This window comes from Flavobacterium johnsoniae (assembly GCF_030388325.1).
Lineage (GTDB): Bacteria > Bacteroidota > Bacteroidia > Flavobacteriales > Flavobacteriaceae > Flavobacterium > Flavobacterium johnsoniae_C.
Genome location: NZ_CP103794.1, coordinates 3,389,250 through 3,407,489, shown reverse-complemented (window position 1 = coordinate 3,407,489; position 18,240 = coordinate 3,389,250). Strand labels below are relative to the sequence as shown.

17 protein-coding genes are annotated in these 18,240 nt (G+C 37.3%); 8 read left to right on the top strand and 9 right to left on the bottom strand.

The genetic code is table 11. The features are described 5' to 3' along the window. Window positions 1-17 precede the first annotated feature (17 nt). From NYQ10_RS14855 to NYQ10_RS14845, 3 genes are all read right to left on the bottom strand, one after another. Window positions 18-1,688, bottom strand: coding sequence for a hypothetical protein (locus NYQ10_RS14855; RefSeq protein ID WP_289877112.1), 1,671 nt, complete (start codon window positions 1,686-1,688; stop codon window positions 18-20). A 180-nt stretch (window positions 1,689-1,868) separates the two neighbouring features. Continuing rightward, on the bottom strand, window positions 1,869-3,695 hold the full coding sequence (locus tag NYQ10_RS14850) for a UvrD-helicase domain-containing protein (RefSeq protein ID WP_289877111.1): 1,827 nt from the start codon (window positions 3,693-3,695) through the stop codon (window positions 1,869-1,871). Window positions 3,696-3,712: 17 nt separating this feature from the next. Beyond that, a complete protein-coding gene (locus NYQ10_RS14845; protein WP_289877110.1) occupies window positions 3,713-5,713 on the bottom strand; it encodes an ATP-dependent nuclease in 2,001 nt (666 codons plus the stop codon). A gap of 484 nt (window positions 5,714-6,197) precedes the next feature. Between NYQ10_RS14845 and NYQ10_RS14840 the strand changes: the two genes are divergently transcribed. From NYQ10_RS14840 to NYQ10_RS14825, 4 genes are read left to right on the top strand one after another with little or no spacing between them, the layout of a single operon-like run. After that, window positions 6,198-6,590, top strand: a complete 393-nt coding sequence (locus tag NYQ10_RS14840; protein WP_289877109.1) for a single-stranded DNA-binding protein — start codon at window positions 6,198-6,200, stop codon at window positions 6,588-6,590. A gap of 43 nt (window positions 6,591-6,633) precedes the next feature. Continuing rightward, on the top strand, window positions 6,634-6,996 hold the full coding sequence (locus NYQ10_RS14835) for a DUF7222 domain-containing protein (protein ID WP_289877108.1): 363 nt from the start codon (window positions 6,634-6,636) through the stop codon (window positions 6,994-6,996). A 23-nt stretch (window positions 6,997-7,019) separates the two neighbouring features. Beyond that, the gene (locus NYQ10_RS14830) at window positions 7,020-7,406 is read left to right on the top strand and encodes a PcfK-like family protein (protein WP_289877107.1); all 387 of its coding nucleotides are present in this window, start codon (window positions 7,020-7,022) and stop codon (window positions 7,404-7,406) included. Continuing rightward, entirely contained in the window at window positions 7,403-8,710 is a 1,308-nt protein-coding gene (locus NYQ10_RS14825) for a PcfJ domain-containing protein (protein ID WP_289877106.1), read from the top strand. Before NYQ10_RS14830 ends, NYQ10_RS14825 begins: the two co-directional genes overlap by 4 nt. 103 nt (window positions 8,711-8,813) lie before the next feature. Here NYQ10_RS14825 and NYQ10_RS14820 read toward each other — a convergent pair whose 3' ends face one another. From NYQ10_RS14820 to NYQ10_RS14795, 6 genes are all read right to left on the bottom strand, one after another. Continuing rightward, window positions 8,814-9,059, bottom strand: coding sequence for a hypothetical protein (locus NYQ10_RS14820; RefSeq protein WP_113678652.1), 246 nt, complete (start codon window positions 9,057-9,059; stop codon window positions 8,814-8,816). A gap of 274 nt (window positions 9,060-9,333) precedes the next feature. Continuing rightward, on the bottom strand, window positions 9,334-10,824 hold the full coding sequence (locus NYQ10_RS14815) for a DUF1254 domain-containing protein (RefSeq protein WP_289877105.1): 1,491 nt from the start codon (window positions 10,822-10,824) through the stop codon (window positions 9,334-9,336). A gap of 15 nt (window positions 10,825-10,839) precedes the next feature. Further along, a complete protein-coding gene (locus tag NYQ10_RS14810) occupies window positions 10,840-12,294 on the bottom strand; it encodes a DUF1254 domain-containing protein (protein WP_289877104.1) in 1,455 nt (484 codons plus the stop codon). A gap of 642 nt (window positions 12,295-12,936) precedes the next feature. Continuing rightward, window positions 12,937-13,149, bottom strand: coding sequence for a hypothetical protein (locus NYQ10_RS14805; RefSeq protein ID WP_289877103.1), 213 nt, complete (start codon window positions 13,147-13,149; stop codon window positions 12,937-12,939). Window positions 13,150-13,295: 146 nt separating this feature from the next. Further along, window positions 13,296-14,024: a YoaK family protein gene (locus tag NYQ10_RS14800; RefSeq protein WP_289877102.1), complete on the bottom strand. Its 729-nt coding sequence runs from the start codon at window positions 14,022-14,024 to the stop codon at window positions 13,296-13,298. A gap of 53 nt (window positions 14,025-14,077) precedes the next feature. Next, complete coding sequence (locus tag NYQ10_RS14795; protein ID WP_289877101.1) at window positions 14,078-14,773, bottom strand: Crp/Fnr family transcriptional regulator; 696 nt, start codon at window positions 14,771-14,773, stop codon at window positions 14,078-14,080. Between the two features lie 136 nt (window positions 14,774-14,909). Here NYQ10_RS14795 and pckA point away from each other — a divergent pair, with 136 nt between their 5' ends. The 4 genes from pckA to gcvT are packed head-to-tail and all read left to right on the top strand — an operon-like array spanning window position 14,910 to window position 18,236. Further along, window positions 14,910-16,505: a phosphoenolpyruvate carboxykinase (ATP) gene (gene pckA, locus NYQ10_RS14790; protein ID WP_289877100.1), complete on the top strand. Its 1,596-nt coding sequence runs from the start codon at window positions 14,910-14,912 to the stop codon at window positions 16,503-16,505. Window positions 16,506-16,546: 41 nt separating this feature from the next. Then, window positions 16,547-16,732 carry a hypothetical protein gene (locus tag NYQ10_RS22525; protein WP_354669353.1) on the top strand — a complete coding sequence of 62 codons (186 nt, stop codon included), beginning with the start codon at window positions 16,547-16,549 and terminating at the stop codon, window positions 16,730-16,732. A 3-nt stretch (window positions 16,733-16,735) separates the two neighbouring features. Continuing rightward, on the top strand, window positions 16,736-17,116 hold the full coding sequence (gcvH, locus tag NYQ10_RS14785) for a glycine cleavage system protein GcvH (protein WP_289877099.1): 381 nt from the start codon (window positions 16,736-16,738) through the stop codon (window positions 17,114-17,116). 22 nt (window positions 17,117-17,138) lie between these two features. Beyond that, on the top strand, window positions 17,139-18,236 hold the full coding sequence (gene gcvT, locus NYQ10_RS14780) for a glycine cleavage system aminomethyltransferase GcvT (protein WP_286965945.1): 1,098 nt from the start codon (window positions 17,139-17,141) through the stop codon (window positions 18,234-18,236). Window positions 18,237-18,240: the final 4 nt, after the last annotated feature.

Genomic DNA, 18,240 nt, shown 5'->3' with positions numbered 1-18,240 from the left:
TTTAACAGATTATTTACCTACAATAGGTCTGCTTCGAGATCAGAAAGTATATTTCGTACTTCATTATCATCCTCATCCTCATACACGGGACCAGAATAAAATTTATCAATAATTCTTATCTCAGCTTCAAATCCATATTCTTTGAGCAGCAAAAGCAGAGATTGTCTTTCATAACCAGTTTCCAAAAGCTTAGACTTGTATTTACTTGCATTCATCTTCCCGATAAATTCTTTCCCGTCATCAAAAAAATTAGCTGACGTGATAAATACAGCTTTTGCTTTTTTTCCTTTTTCAATTGTTTCCTTGTAATACTTTTCTGCGAAAGGCAACGTTTTTCTAAAAAACCACCGGAGTGTTGCTTTTTTGTTTGTATCACCCAAATTTATTGTCGCACTAGAATTATATCCCTTTAGTTCAACAAAAATTATTTCTGGAGGATTACTCGATTCTATAATATAATCATACTCATAGCTTTCTTTTTCTTCCTTATTTCCTATAGTTAATATTTTCCCTCTTTCTATTGAAGCATTCGGATACAATGTTTTTAATAAGGGATACATCAAAAACTCAAACAAAGTTCCTCTAAGTTCTTTCAACGCTTCATCCTGACCTGCATTGTTGATTGTCTTTAATATACCTTCTATTGTTTGTTCTATCCCGTCACTTTCTTTCAGAAGCACAGAGAGTTCCTGGAAACGATTTAATACTTCGTAAATTTTTGTTCCGAAAATAGCGCTTATATCAAAAGCTATAATTCCATTCTTTCTGATTTTATTAATTGTATGAGTGGAACACAATCTGTAAATAATAATGGGAAGTATTTTTCTATCCTCCTGATTTACAGATTTTCGGTTGATTTGAATTCTGCCAATAAATGCATCAAGATGTATTGCTGAGTATTCCGTAGTAAGGGCAACATCAAGTGCGACTAGAGTTTTTTTATCTACGGTATCCGCTTTAGCTCCCAAAATCGGGTTAATACCTGTTGTCCTTGAATATGCAAAAGCATCCCAGACTAGGTTATTGTGTTTAGCTCCAATATGTGGTGTCTTCTTATTTCTATATATTACATTGCCAATATCAATAATGTTGGCATTACTTAGCCAGCGCAGCACATCTGGAAGAACGCTACAGTCTGCTACCATGCCAGCAAAATGATCTGCCATCATTATTTCCAAAGTAGCCTCTTTATCTTTGTAAATTTTATAAACGATATAAACAAGATCATTTCGATCCTTTATTTTATGAACAATATCAAGCTTCATCAAAAGAGTAAGTATATCATCTAATGAATTTACCTTAGTTGAGCTCTTTTCTAATGGTGCAGCTGTAATTTTAAGTGCCTCATAATATGATATAATACCCCTGTTCTGATCCATCAGTTCCAATAATCTATATATTGGAGGACGGGATTTTTCTGCTATCCTTTTTATACCGTCTTTGCCAAAATCATGTTCATTATAAATATACACATACTGGCCCTTTCCAAAAGTGTAAGGAGCAGAAGACTTGATTGCATTTTGCGCCACGGCCCTTTCAAGAATTTTTCTTGCATACTGCGGAGTAACATTAAAAGTTTTTACCAAAGTTGCATTTAGTTCCATAGCAGATTCAAACAATTTCTGCTCAAGCAGTCCGCTTAAAAATGTATTATATTTTTCCTGTACTGTCTGTTGTTGTTTTTCCATTTGTCACACTGCCCTTATAAATTTTATTTTTTACCTTTTAAGCGCACCGTTCATTTTTTAAACAAGAATGAATTTAAAAATTAAAACACTCATTAACTGATAGTTACAAAATATTAAAATCATAAAAACTGATTAAAAAACACGAAAGCCCATTAATCTTTAAAATAACTTGTCACATCATTAGGTATATTCTTCACTATTTTGAAGCAATTTATCAGTCCATAATTTTACATCAGAATCAGGAACTGCCATCTTTAAAAATAACTCAGGTCTTGATAACGCAACGTAAACAATCCGGAGCTCTTCCAAATCGCTTGATTTTAAAAATTTTGGGTCAGCTTTTAAAATGGTTTCATAATTCTTAAGAACCGATTTTTTTCCTAATAACAACAGCACAGCTTGAAAGGTTTTGCCTTTTACTGAATGAACCGTCCCGAAATAAAATGGATGCAGGCGTTCACTATTTAAGTCTTCTCCAAAATAATCATCAATCATTACATCACCGAAGCTACTCTCTATATTTAAAATAATATTAATTCCCAAATCCAACAAAGATTTATTTGCCTCCTTTATCCAAGTATTCAGAGTTTTATCTTTTGTAAATGGCAAAGCATCGATAAACTTAAAAATTTCTCTTCTATACTCCTTGATACCCAGAGCCTCTATTTTGTTACTTATAAATTGTCCACTACAGTAAAAATTTGGATCCGCTGGACGCAGAAGTGCTTCAAAATATGATTTTTCCAATAATTTATAACCTTTATTCAATCCTCCGTGTTCATACATATGCTTACCTTTTATCATGCCTTTCACATGATAATGGTTTCTCAGCCATGGAATGGTTTCAAAATTATGGACATCAGAACTAAGCCCTAAGTACTTCGAACTCGCAGTACCCCTGTACAAAACTGCCACGTTTTCTTTATTAATAATTATCCCATTACTTTCGCACTCCTTAATAAAATCGTCTAGAATTTTACGAAAAGCTTCATGACTTTCTTCAGCTGTTATCACGGTAGGGTCTTTTTTACTGGCTTTCTTTGTCATTTTATAACCTAAAATCGAAGGAATTAAAACCGAATCCTTTACTCGTTCATTTACAGCCTTTATTTCTGAGAATGAAGACAAATTTCTAATGAAATTACAAATATGCTGTGAACTTCTCCTATTTTCATATAAAAGTATTTTATCCCATATATTATATTTTGCATCAAATAACTCTGGACGTGCTTCATTCCATTCAAAGATCGACTGGTCGCGATCGCCAATCAGCATAATATTGCTATTGCCCCTATTATTTAATATGTCAATAATTTTCATATGTATGTCATTGGTATCTTGACATTCATCAATTAAAAAGTTAACAAATTTTTTAGCTACGTTTTCTGCTATCAGAGGATATTTTTCAAGCACCTTAAGAGAAATATAGTTGGCATCAGACTGATTGGCATACCCTTTCTTAAATAATGCCCATTTGGAATTGATAATATTAGTAATATGGCCATTAACGGTACCGCCTATAGTGATATAGTTCCACTTAAAATGAAATGCCTGATAAGGGGCTATACGAATTAAAATGTCTTCGGAATTAAAGGTAGTCTTATCAAAGTATTGGTCATAATCCTTATCAAATTTCTTGACACTCCATGGACCATGCGGCTCTCCAACCAATTCAGGTCTGGAAGGACATCCCATAATCAGGTGCCCAAATGGAAGAAAAATAAATGTGTTGATAAAACTGTCTATAGTTCCCAAAAAATGGGGATGTCTTAAAGGAACAGGAGTAGAAAAATCGCTCGAAAGCCTGTCTTCTATTTCCTGGCAGGCAATATTGGTAAACGAAATTACAGCAAGTCCTTTCTTTCCCAGATCTGGCTCTCTAAGAAGACGGGATATCCTAGCTGCCAATGAATAAGTCTTCCCGCTTCCTGGGCATGCCTTTACAACAACATTACCTTGGTTATAATCTAAAATTTTCCTTTGACCATCTGATAACTTACTATACATAATTCATCTTTAAATGATTATACCTTTTTGTCAATTACCCAACGGATTGAATTTTGAAGATAGGAAGGAACTATAAAATGCTTCCACATTCCTGGCTTCTTTTCAAGCACATATGCAATATTTTCAGCTAGAACCGATTTATCCTTATTAGATTTCAGTTTCTTTAAAATGTCCATTGCCAATACATGCTTATCTGCAAAAACATCAACGTATTTTTTCGAATGCATATCATTATAAATCCGGGCAATCAGTCTGGCATTATAATCATCTGCCGTTATCAGTTCATACTCGAATGTATGATTTGCCAATTCAACTCTTAAATTCTTATTTTCAAGTTTCTTTGCATTTGAGGCACGGTCAGATAATTTATTGAACTTGGCAGATAGAATAGATTTAATAAATACTTCTTTGGTTTCAAAGCCTGTAATTTTGAGTGGCTTTGCTGCATCAAAATCAACAATACGATTGCTCTGGTCGATTATTTTCAAAATTTTAAGTTCTTTAAAAACTTCACCTGCCTGAATTTTATTAATCCCCTCCAATTTGTTGATGAAATTTCCGGACTTAATTATACTTTTATCATCATCAGTGATTATCGAACAATAGGTAGCCAGTCGCTTTTCTTTATCAGTTGCATTAAAGAGATTAGCAAAAGGCTCAAAGGCAACTCCATTAATATTTACGATTTCGATACCATTTTTATCCAAGTCATAATCCTTTCCTGTTATTTTCGCAAATATTGGAAGCAGCAGAGCTTCTGATATTCCCTCCACCAATATACATCCGCTTGCAAAAAAGAGTTGTGATTTGGTCACGTCAAGAAACTTTCTCAAGTAGTCTTTATTTCGATCTGTAAGCACAGATTTTCTTGTAGTAAAAAATGATGTTTTTTGCGCCTCATCACGCTGCAGAATTAGCAGATTATCCAAATTTGACTTTGCGGTAATTGTTGGAGAATGTGAGGAAATGAATATCTGCACCCCTAAATCCTGTAAGGTATTAAGATAGTTGAAAAATGTATTCTGGCGTTGAGGGTGAAGATGGGCCTCCGGCTCCTCTATCAATAAAGCATAATAGTGCTCAATTTTCTGATCCCTTCTACTTTTTAAATCGCCTAATACGGTTGATGCCAATATTATATTATTATCTCCTAACCCATTCTGACTGATATCAAAGTACTTCTGCAGATGCAGGTCCATGCCCAAGACTGATTCTGAATAGACTGGCTTCCTTGTTAGAAGTCCCTTAACAATATTATCATATTTATACTCCAGAAGTTTTAAATGAACTTTAGAGCTCTTTTTCTTAATATCTGATTTTTCTAAATGCTCGTTTATAAAACTTTGTCCAGTACTTATAAGGCCAGTCCAGTCATCATTTTGTAGCACTTTTTCAATAGCCTGAGAAAGTTCATGTTTCTTTTCATGCGTAAGACTGATCGTTTCTGCTCCCGCTGGATCAGCTTTTTCATATGAGGTCATGTCCCTGAATAACGATGTAACTTTGTTATTGATGGCATAAGGCCTTAATTCCTGCTCAGCATTTCTTAATGGCTCAAGATAAGAGTAATAAATCTGCTGTAACTCTGGCATCTCTACTGTTGTATCATGCCCTCCCCATACCTTCCATTTTAACTTCTCATTTCCTCTTACATCTTTTTCAATATCATAATAAAAGTTCAATTTCAGGTTCGGTTCTAATATACCTGCTGGATCCTGCCATAGTAAAGAGTGAAAAAGATTTCTATCTTCAGGTTCTTCTATTTTAAATTCTATAGTAAACTCAATTGGCTCAAGTATATCTGAAATAACTGAACCGTCAATATAAAAATCTTCAGGATTTTTTACTCCAATATCTCTCCATTGCTTACCTAAGCTTAAACAAATTCTAATGGCATCAATTATTGTAGTTTTGCCTACATTGTTTTCTCCGACAATAATATTTACCCCTTTATTGAATTCTACTGCTAGATACTCAATGGATCTGAATTTTTTAATTGTAAGTTTTTCTATATACATAACTAGAATATGTTTACTAATCTTTAATGCTAAATATATAAAATTTATATTGGTAAGAAATTACGGATTTCCGTAATTAAGGATATTTATTCACTCATGCGATAGATATTAGAATTTTCTTTTTCTCTGTTAACAATTGCTAACTCTATCATTCACTTAAACTAGGACACATTTTGCTGTGTATAAACTTTACAAAAAATTCAATCAGCAATCTAAGATTTATTTTACAAAAAAATATTAGGTCCTTAAAATTTCCAATTCGAAACGGCATAAAAAGGCAGCCAAGATAGTGCCCGCCGTATGCTGCATGCGCATAATGGCGCCGCTTTCGCTTGCCACCCTTCGGGACTTATAGCACTCCGCATCCTCATAACCGGTCACTTGGTTCTTGCTTTCTTTTTTCCCGTTTTTTCTTTTGAAAACAATTTTTGGGAGTGCAGGGAGAAAGAAATTTTAAATAACAGTAACGCTAAAATTTAAAATCATGGAAATCACAGGACGTATTACAAAAGATGCACTAGCCCGCAAAGTGGGAAATGAAAAACAGGTCGTTAACTTCTCCATTGCCATCAATGACAGTTACAAACCAAAAGGAAGCACCGAGTACAAACACATTACAACCTTTGTCGACTGCTCCTATTGGCTCAATGCAAAACTTGCCCAGTGGCTTAAAAAAGGCGCGCTTGTTCAGCTCTTCGGGCGTGTGGGCATTAGTACCTACATCGGTCAAGACGGTTCGGCTATGGGGTCTTTGACCTTTCACATCAACAGCCTTAAGATTTTGGCTTTTGCCAAAAAAGAGGATGGGTCTGCGGGCGCTGTAATCACGCCTAAAAAACAAAACCAGTCCGACGATCCCGATGACCTGCCTTTCTAAGGGAGGGCTCGGATTGTATTTATAAACGCCAAAAAATCACATTATGAAAGCCTTAGACAAAAACCAGTACTCGGATTATGATGTAAGCCATGTATTCAACGAAATCATTTTAAGCCATTTGGACGGCTATAACGGAAAGAAAAAACAGCAGTTGAAGTCTTTCCTCGAAGACCTTCAGAAAGGGGGCTGTATCAGCGGTATGATAGGGGAATTTATCTATCACAACGACTGCAGAGCTTTTTATATCAAACACCTTGAAGATTTGGAAGGCATCAAAGAGGATTTGGAAGAAGCATTCGGAGAGCCTGTAGCAAACCGCTACAAACTGCCCCACTACACTTTTTTATGCTGGCTCTGCTTTGAGGAGTACTGCTACGGCATTTACAGAGATGTCTTTGAACAATAGCTGTTAATCAAACTTTTTCCATCATGAAACCATCAGACGACTTTAAAACCGCTATAGAGAATTATCTAAATACAACTGCGCAGGGCGATACTGTTTTTGCCCGAAGCCTTGCCAAAGAAACCAAAAACATCGAGAGCTGTTTCAGTTACATTTTTGGCGAGGTCAAAAAAACAGGATTGTGCGCCTTTGACAATCAGGAAATTTTTGACATGGCAATTAAGTACTATACCGATGATTCCATCGGTATTCCTGCCCCTGTAGCGTGCAGGGCTGTAGTGCAGTCTACTGCCAAAACAGACCTGTTCTCTCAGCCTGAAATACCCACGTTGTCAAGCAAAAACGAAACCATACCTCAAGTAAAACAGGAAGTTAAACCCGTGCAGACCGCCTTAACACTTTTTGACCTATGATACCCAAAACTAACATCGAAAAACAGCTCACGGCGTTAAGCAGTTCACTTGCACCTATAACGCCCGAAGTTGAATCTTGGGCTGAGAAAAGTATTTTTCTGAACTGGGCTGTTTTATCAAGAGGAAAATTCTACTGTCTGCAGTGTGCGCACTCGTGGAAACCCGACAATGTCAGTGCATGCTCTAAATTTACCAACTGCACCGCCTGTAAAGGAAAGCTCAAGATGCAGTCCTGTAATCAGGTGCATTTCAGGGAAATAGAATATTTTGCAGTTTTAGAAACTTGTGCAGGATATCAGGTGGTTAGGATAGTAATCGCATACAAACACATGAAGAAAAATTTTGCGCCCACTTACTTTTGTAAAGAAGTGATACAGCATTGGATAAGCCAAAAAGGGGAAGTCCGCAGTCTTTCAATAAGCACTAATGTATTTTCAAATACGATAGATGCTTGGAAATTCTATTCCCCCCTTGAAATAAAAGCAAAGGATTTTTTTCGCAATGCCAAATATTACATCAATCCCTACAAGGTATATCCAAAGATGAAAGTGCTCCCAATTTTGAAAAGGAACGGCTTTAAAAGTTCAGTCTATGATATTGCACCCCACCTGCTCTTTTCATCCCTGTTGACCGATCCCACAGCAGAAACCCTGCTAAAGGCAAAACAGTTAAACTTATTGCAGTATTATCTCGGCGCATCCCGACAGCAGGTAAAACGCAATTGGACTGCTGTCAAAACGGTAATCCGAAACAGCTACAAAATAACTGATGTCCAGATTTGGGAAGATTATCTCGAACTTTTGCGTTATTTCAATAAAGACCTTTCCTGTTCTTTGCATGTATGTCCCGAAAACCTTATTGAAGCGCACGACCATCTGGTGCAGAAAAAAAGGGAGCTTATAAGAAAGAAAAAACTCCATGACCTGCGCCTTGAAATCGAAAAAGCGCAGAAAAGGTACGCAAGCGATAAAAAGCGCTTTTTCGGGCTCGTTTTTCAAAAAGATGAATTGTGTATCTCGGTCATTGAAAACGTTCGGGATTTCATGCAGGAGGGCGACGATCTGGGACATTGTGTCTTCACGAACGAATACTACGAGAAAAAAGATTCGCTTATCTTATCGGCTAAGGTTGCAGAGCAGTCCGTGGAAACCGTAGAAATCTCTCTCAGCCGTATGGAAATCCTGCAGTGCAGGGGATTCAAGAACAAGCCGTCCAAACACCACAAACAGATTCTGAGCCTGCTTTCCCAAAACCTTTACAGGATTAAGGAGTGCCTGCAAAAGAAGAAGAAAATAGTCCCTTAAAGACCAAAGCCGATAAATATCGGCTTTTTTTATGCAGCAAAACAATGCTCAAAAGCCCGCCGGCCTGACTGCCGGCGGGCTCTGTATTTTAAAGATGCCATTATTATTTGATGCTGATGGTATCCACCAGGTTTTCCTGATCTATGAAAGCCGCAATATACTGCTGGACTTCATTTCGTTTATCGGTGGCCGTTTCAAAGGTATTGATATGGAACTCCTCGTCCTGGTCCAGGATATGGATGATCTCGGTATATCCTTTTGAAATCAGGCTGCCTTTGAGTCTAAGGATCGTATGCTGCTGGCGGGCATCCAAATCTTTTCTCACCTGTAGTTGTATCGCTTTTTCCATTGTGAAAGATCTGTTGGTTTTTATGTCATATTCTATTCAAATTTAGTGATTTTGATTGTAGGCAGATCTGCTGATGCGTCAAAAAAATGGGAGTCCGAAAAGTGAAAACCTTGCAAGACCCATACAGCAGATTTTTCATCTTTTTTAAATTTGCGGCAAGTAATTGGCGTATGCTGTTCTTAAAACAAAAACGTAGAAAAAAGAGCCTGGGCAAGTTTAAGTCATAAATATAATATCAAACCCAAACTGCTTGTAAAGCTACAATCTCAAAGCATCATTCAACTTTTATTACTGCCGGCGGAGTCCATTTTCCATTTACTACTTCCTCTTTTGGCCAGTAAGTGCGAAGATAAAGCGAAAAATCCCCCTTTTCAACGGCCGGAAGCCAATTGTTTTGGGTTTTCGCATCAGTCGGAACTGATTGAATATAAATGGTCAGCGAACCGTCCGGATTATATGCCATTGTCTTGTTCTTTGTGCCCAATGAATATCTGTTGAGCTTGTTGATTTCAAAAAAGTGATGCTCGTTATATAATGTAAGTGACCAAAATCCATTAACAGGAGGCAGCTGCCCTTTGGCAAAAGTAATTTTATATTTGTTCGAGCTGTTCAATCGGGCACCTTCTGAATCCAGATCCTGATAAAAATAACGTGTTTCATTAGGGGCATTGACCAGGATATTGGATTTGGCTACCGCAGTGCGCGTAAAATAATCCGTGCCCCACGATGCGCCGTTCGTTACCCCTGACCAGTGAAAAGGCAATTGGATCCCCCAGCTGCGGAATTCCATTAAAGGTTTTATTACCTGACGCTCTGTCTCAACGGCTGCATCGATCATCGCCTGTTTCAGTTTTGGGTCTTTCTTGGAGGCTTCCACTACAGCAAGTATCTGCTTGTATTTCGCCTCCTCGCCTGGCAATGGCTTTGCATCTGCCAGCACAACAGGCAGCTCGTCAAAGAATGTCTGGGGGTTCACCCATACCGCTTCTTCTTTTCCTCCTTCGCCTCCGGGAAGTTTCTTGATATTGGCCCAATCGATGGTTTTCATTTTGCCGTCATAATCAGACAAGGGATACATAACCACTGATTTGAGTACCTCCTGAATTGCTTTTCGGTCTTCTTTTGTGTCATCCAGAAAAACACGTGGCCCCACAAGTCCAGTATTGGTTGACGAGCGGAAAACTTTTATTATTCCCTTAGGCACCTCTCCTTTCCAGTCCGGTCCGGCCAATAAATAAAATCCCGGCTTATTGTCGTACATTTTTCCCAATTTTGCGAAACTTTCGGTGCGCAGATCAACTATCTGGTAGACCCAGAAACGTTTGCCAAAATCAGGCACTTGCACCACAACGGGCGATTGGTCCAAAGCAAGGCATCCAATACCGTAAACCACATCCTGGTTCGGGCAGGCTATGGCACGTTCCGTAGGTATCACATAATCGGTAAGCATGGTAAACTGATTGAGCGGAGCCATAAGCAGAGGCCCGGACAAGGCCAGCTCTTTTACATCCTTGAAAGCCATTCGGCGGTTGTACATATTTACTAACGGCCATGCCCAAAAATAGGCCTCTTTAGCCGCCAGAGAGGCATATTCCCTGGTGATTTTTACATTGGTGTCGGGACCCGTTGGCAGCTCGCGTGCTGCCTGGGCTGGCGCTAGGCTGTCAATCCCTTTAGAATTTGATGCTTCCGCATCACTGTTTTTATTTTGGTTGCATGCCGTCAAGGCTGCAATCAAAATCACGCAGATGAGTTTCTTTTCCATAAGTTTAGCAATTGATTATTTAACCTCTTCTATATCTCCAAGTTTCCATACCCTGTCAAAAAAGGGCTTTTCCGGGCCATAAAGCCTGAATAATACTTCAAATTTTCCTTTAGGGTCCGTTGGGATCCAATTTGATTCCTTGCCTGCAGGGGATTTTGGGCCGAAGAAAATATCGACCGAGCCATCTGTGTTCTTTTGGATCTCTGTCGCATTCGATGCTCTGCTTGCACGCGGCAGATTTTTGATAAGGCAATGTGTTGTGCGGTCGTAGACTGTTGCCGACCAGTATTGCTTGGTTGGCACATTTGCAGGTACGTGGAGAATATAGGTTTTATCGCCGTCAAGCGCGCGGCCTTCCTTGTCTTTTCCTGCAATAAGATATATTTGCGCTGTACCCAGGCGTTTTATGCCTACATAACCGATTGAATAGGTTAATGCACGGGCATCTGTAGGATAAATATCAGATTCCGCATATCCCGAAGATCCCGCCTTAACGAGTTCCGGCATTGCGGGAACAGCCCATTTTGCATCAGGATTTATCGGCGGGAAGCCTTTTTCAAGCATTGCTTCCAAATAGTCATGCGCACTTTTTGCCGCCGCATTCAGAATCTCGGTGGTTCGTGCATCAGGGTTATAGGGTTTCCCCTTTTCAATGCCTATGCTTTTTAGTTTATCAATCATTGCCTTGTCGCGCTCCAGCATAGGCTGGCTTTGCACAATGCGGTTAAGTGAGATGAAAAACCGGCTGTTGTAGGGGATGACGGAATTGTAAAGCACATCCTTCACGTCTGTATATTTTGTTTCGCCGGGATTTTTGGCTTTGGCAAGCGGATATAGCTTTAGCTGTTTGCCGTAATTGACGGCATTCACTATATCGGCATCACTGTGGCTGGGCAGGTTGGAGCGGAACAATCCATACCCCTCATAGGTATCGACTTTCAGTATAATGTATCCTTTAGGAATATTTTCCTTATAGTCAGGCGGCAGTATCAGATATTTGCCGCCAGCGCCTTTATCGGCTCCGTAAGGTCCTGCATCTTCAAGGGGCATCTGCCATATATTGTCAATATTGGCGGCAAAGGAGCCATTTTTTGCCGCAGGAACATCTATAACTATTGGCCCTGCATCCTTTGTGTTGAAAAAAAACATAAAGTAAATCGCGTCGGGATTTGGCGTTAGTGTTTGATTATGCCAGTCTACGGGTTTTGACCAAAATATGATCTCATTTTGTTTTCCTTTGGTGCTGCTCAGCATCGCCTGAAGCATAAGATCATAATTAACGGCAGGTATCCCCCATACTAAAGCTTCGATTGCGCGTTGGTAAACAATCTGTTCCTTGATGTTGGCAGGTTTGAATTCTGCCGAAACAGCACCCTCAATATCGGCTTTCTCACCGGAATATGTTGCTGGCGTTTGGTTGCATGCCGTCAATAGCAGCATGAATAAAAAAACAAAGAGATTTTTTTTCATGATATATCAAATTTTAGTAGTTATAAATCTCCTTCTTTAGATGTTCAGCCTTCATAAGAAAAAAGACAACTTTTAAATAATTTATATTGCCATTTAAAAAAAATGCATCTGATGTGGCAATTAAAATACTAAGCTATATGAATTCTTTGAATGCACAACTTATAACGCTACATATCAAACAATTACATAAAAGTAAACAAAATTCCTACAACTTTTATTTTTCCTTTATTTTTTTATTTGCATTATTAAATTGAACGGAACTCCAGAATATTGCCATCCAATTTAATGTGCTGCTGAGACAAAAAAAGGTTTATTCTTCAGAATCGGAACGCAGGTTTCAAAAGATAAGTAGAAGTTAGTAGTATATTACTTTTGGGTACCTAGGTTTCTAGCTATTCTTCACAAAACTTGCCCCATTACGCGGAGCTTGAAACTGGGTAGATATTATCTTGCCACAAAAATTTAAGACTGTTTTAAAGATATTTCACTAGTCTAAATTTTGTGGCAAAATCGTGGCACATTGTATTTTTGAAAAATACAAACTCAATAAAATAAGGCTCTAAGTAGCTTAGGTTCGAAACTGTATACAAAGTTCTCTGTCTTTTGTTTAGCGTATCAAGTTTTCTATAATATGCAAAATAATTACATATAATACTTAAGTACATAATCAATAAACCAGTTAGGAAGTTCAGAAGGGTCTATTTCTAATGACAGTTTATTTTCAGCGATCTTGGCAATTAATTTATATTCTTCACTTGAATTATCGAATAAATAACTTTTATCTACACTTTCAATCATTGGCATAAGATTGGTTAATGTATTATAATAGCGTCCCTCATGTAAATCATAAAACATGTATTTTTTTTAAGGATAGATGGATTGCTTTTCTTACTAAACCACTCATTAATTTGCTGTTTTACGGAGGCAAATAAGTGATTTATTCCTCTAAAATACTTCTCGGAAGAATTACAATCTGTTTTTTGAGTTGATAGTCGTAATCTCTACTTTCTATTTTTTAATTTCCGTTTCAATAAGATTAAATTTAGTTTTATATTATCATAAATTAGCCCCCCTAGTAATACAAAACCTGCAAGAAATAAGACCTGTAGTCCCATGTTTGAATAAAAAACAGCTCCTACAATACCTCCGATAAAAAAATAGCTGATAATTGTAATTCGTAACTTAATTGAAGAAAAAAGTTCGGCTTTCATATTTTGTTCCCTGTAAAAGAAAAGTTGAGATAGTTCAATACCTAAATCAGTAAACAGACCTGTTAAATGAGTGGTCCGAACAATAGAATTTGAGATCCTTGTAACAAATGAATTTTGCATTCCCATTGCATAAAGCAATGTAAAAGAGATTAAATTGGGAAAACTGACAATTAAATCGTCGCCAAAAATGGCAATAAAAAATAAAATTACAATTTCAATAGAAGCAGGAATGAGATGCACAATATTTTCTCTTCTGCGGACTACTAGCTCCATCAGAAGACTAGAAGTGAAAGACCCCATAAAAAAGGAAAATATATAACCAAAGTAGATAAATGCTGTAAAAAAATCAAGTTTAAAAATTTCATCTACAAAAAATGCAAAATGTCCCGTAACATTTGTTGTAAGGGTTTTAACTGAAAAAAAACCTGCAACATTTACCATTCCTGCAACAAACGATAGAAGAGAAGCAATTTTTAAATTATGTTTTAAGTTTCTTTTTTTTCCCTTGTGCTTGAACATTTTAACAATCTTTTTTAAGTTTGTATAGTCCTTTAATTATCAAAACTATATAATCAATAAAAATTGGCTATATGGATCAATTGCTGAAAATTCATCAATTGAATTTTTCGTCCCTCCATCCAAATAAGATTTTCATTCTTAAAATCATGCAGTACCCTTGCCAGAGTTTCATTTACAGTACCTACCATATTTGCCAAATCTCCTCTCGAAAGTGTAATAAAAACATCTTTTTGGTCATCACCTATTTTATATTTATCATGCAGAATCAATAAACTAAGGGCCACACGCTCTCTTACAGTACGCTGTGATAAGACAGCCATCAAATTTGCCATCACACTAAACTCACGGCTGAGACATTTTAAAAGCAATCGCGAAAATACTACAGAATTATTAAGGACATTAAAAAAGTCGTCTTTAGGAATAAATGAAATAACGGAATTTTCAATAACCACGGCAGTATCTCCATATGCCTGCTCACTTAGTATAGCTGAATAACCGAAAAACTCTCCTGAATTGTAGATGTAAATAATCTGTTCCCTTCCATCATTATCAACCTTGTGCTTTTTGATCTTGCCTGTCTGGATATAAAAAATACCAGTTGGCAATGTTCCCTCAGTAAATACTGTCTGATTTTTAACATATTTTCTGCTTTGCATCACCTTTTCAAGCAGATCCTTGTCACACTGAGGCAACTCGTTTAAAATATACTGATTATTGAAGATAAATTTTGAAATCATAGCTAATTTCAAAGTTACGATATTTTTCCCATGTCTTTTTAAAACTTGATTTAAATCAAGTTTTATGTACTATTTTAATCAACTAAATCGATTTCAAATCTGTCTACTTTTGTACAATTTAAAATAAAATTTTATCTCAATGAGAATCATGAAACATATTGAACAACTCAAAAGTATTGGTATTAATGCCTCTAAAACAATCCATTGGAATTTATCTGAACTTATATTAGTAACACAAACCGTAAACAGGCAGCAGGGAGTTATAACCAGTTCAGGTGCATTAGCCTGTGACACAGGGGAATTTACAGGCCGTTCACCTAAAGATAAATATATTGTAAAAGATGAAAAAACAGCAGACTCTATTTGGTGGGGAGATATAAATCATCCTTTCGCTCCCGAGGATTTTGATAATCTATATAATCGTGTCACAGATTTTCTTTCAAATGAAGAACTGTATGTAAAGGATGTATATGCCTGTGCTAAGAAAGAATATCAATTAAAAGCCAGGGTAATTACTCAAAACCCATGGCAGAGCTTATTTGCCCATAATCTTTTTTTAAGACCATCCGAAAAAGAACTGGAAAGTTTTGAGCATGAATGGTTAATACTTGCTGCACCTGAATTTAAAGCTGATCCCATAATTGATAAAACACGCCAGCATAATTTTACAATAATTAATTTTAGCAAAAAAGTAATCCTTATCGGCGGCAGCGCCTATACAGGTGAAATAAAAAAGGGGATTTTTACTGTCCTGAATTATATACTCCCTCACGAAAAAAAGGTGCTTTCCATGCACTGCTCAGCCAATGTTGGCAAGCAAGGAGACACTGCGGTATTTTTTGGTTTGTCAGGAACGGGAAAAACTACACTTTCGGCTGATCCGTCCCGTGGATTAATTGGTGATGATGAACATGGCTGGGATAATGAAAATGTATTTAATTTTGAAGGCGGATGTTATGCTAAATGCGTGAATCTTAGTCAGGAAAAAGAGCCTCAGATCTTTTCTGCAGTACGATTCGGAACCCTTCTTGAAAACGTACGATTCTTAGAAGGAACTGATATTGTTGACTATGATAATGTATCAGTAACCGAAAACACCAGAGCTGCTTATCCGATTGATTTTATTGATAACGCTGTAAATCCTTCCATTGGAGGTATTCCAAAAAATATTTTCTTCCTCACCTGTGATGCTTTTGGGGTCTTGCCTCCTATTTCCAAACTTACAGTCGGCCAAGCGATGTATCATTTTATTTCAGGATATACAGCCAAAGTGGCCGGTACCGAAACAGGGATAACCGAACCCCAAACTACTTTTTCAGCATGCTTTGGCAAACCCTTTTTACCACTGCATCCGGCAAAATATGCAGAAATACTGGGAAGCAAACTAAAAGAAAATAATGTAAATGTCTGGCTGATCAACACTGGCTGGTCCGGCGGATCGTATGGAGTTGGGGAGCGTATAAAACTTTCTTACACCAGGGCAATGATTACCGCAGTATTAGAAAATAAGCTAGAGAACATAGATTTTACAGAGCACCCTGTATTCGGACTGCAAATGCCGGTTTCCTGCCCCGATGTTCCTTCTGAGATTTTAAACCCGAAAAATACCTGGCATGATAAAACAGCCTATGATACAATGGCGCAGAATCTTGCAGATCAGTTTGCAGCGAATTTTAAAGCTTTTGAAGATTTTGCCAATGAAGAAATCTGCGGCGGAGCACCTGTTCTTCAATATAAATTATAACCAAGCTGAAATTGGATAGTATCATCATCACTAAAGCCATAATGCAGTGCCCGGAGTGCTGCTCTAAATATACAGAGAGGATACCGCTCAAAGGTAAAATATTAAGCAGCAGATGCGTGTTCTGCAGTGCTGTTTTTGAAATAACCGAGCCAGATCAATGCTGCATCTATTGTGCTTACGGGAATATGCCTTGTCCAGAAAAACAAAACAAACTTAAAAAACAATAAAAAATGGAAATGCCTAAAAACCTTTTATACACACAAGACCACGAATGGGTAAAAATTGAAAATGATACAGCCTATATCGGAATTACTGATTTTGCACAGCACGAATTAGGTGATATTGTCTATGTTGAAATTGAAACCCTTGGAGAGAAATTAAACCAGCATGAGGTATTCGGTACAGTTGAAGCCGTAAAAACAGTATCTGATCTTTTCCTTCCGCTGACAGGAGAAATCCTTGAATTAAACCCCAAACTAGAAACAAATCCTGAATTGGTTAATACTGATCCTTATGGTGAGGGATGGATGATTAAAGTAAAAATTGAAAATAATGCTGAGATAGAAGCACTGTTAAAATCCGATGCTTATGCATTATTAATAGGTCGATGATATGGAAAATCAAAGCGTAAACATCAAAAAAACAGTACTTAATGCAATTCATCACGCCCTTGGAGCAAAAATGACCCCTTTTGCCGGCTACGAAATGCCGGTCCAATATGCTGGTGTAAATATTGAACATCAAACCGTTAGAGATGCTGTAGGTGTTTTTGATGTTTCCCACATGGGGGAGATTCTTATACAGGGAAAAGATGCCCTGGCATTAATTCAGAAAATAAGTTCAAACGATGCTTCAAAACTTTTCCCAGGAAAAGTGCAATACAGCTGTATGCCAAATAAAACTGGCGGCATTATAGATGATCTGCTGATATATATGATGAGTGAGAAGGATTATTTATTGGTTGTAAATGCTTCTAATATCCAAAAAGACTTGGATTGGATCAATAATATAGCCCTTGATTATTTAGATCTTACCATAACAAACCTTTCCGATATAATTTCCCTACTGGCTGTTCAGGGTCCTTTGGCTGCAAAATCCCTGCAAAAATTGACCAGTATCAATTTGGCTGAGATGAAATATTATACGTTTGAAATAGGCGAATTTGCAGGTATTCCAAACGCTATAGTATCTGCCACAGGATATACCGGGGCTGGCGGGTTTGAAATATATGTACAGAATAAGTATGCAGAACTATTATGGAATGCCATTTTCGAGGCGGGAAAAGAGTATAACATTGAGCCTATTGGACTCGCGGCCAGAGATACACTGCGATTGGAAATGGGATACTGTTTGTATGGCAATGATATCAATGACACGACTTCTCCATTAGAAGCCGGACTGGAATGGATTACAAAATTTACTAAAGAATTTATTCAGAGTGATTCTCTCAAAATTCAAAAGGAGAATGGGCTAACAAAAAAATTAGTCGGATTTGAAATGATTGGCAAAGGCATTCCCCGTCATGATTATGAAATCTGGGATGAAAAAAATCAAATTATAGGCACCGTGACCTCGGGTACCATGTCGCCTACTTTAAAAAAAAGCATAGGAATGGGGTATGTTGCTTCTGAAAAATCAAATGTTGGCAGTGAGATTTTTATCAATATCAGAAACAAACCAGTTAAGGCAATTATTGTTCAGACTCCCTTTTATTCAAATTTAAATTTCTAGAAGT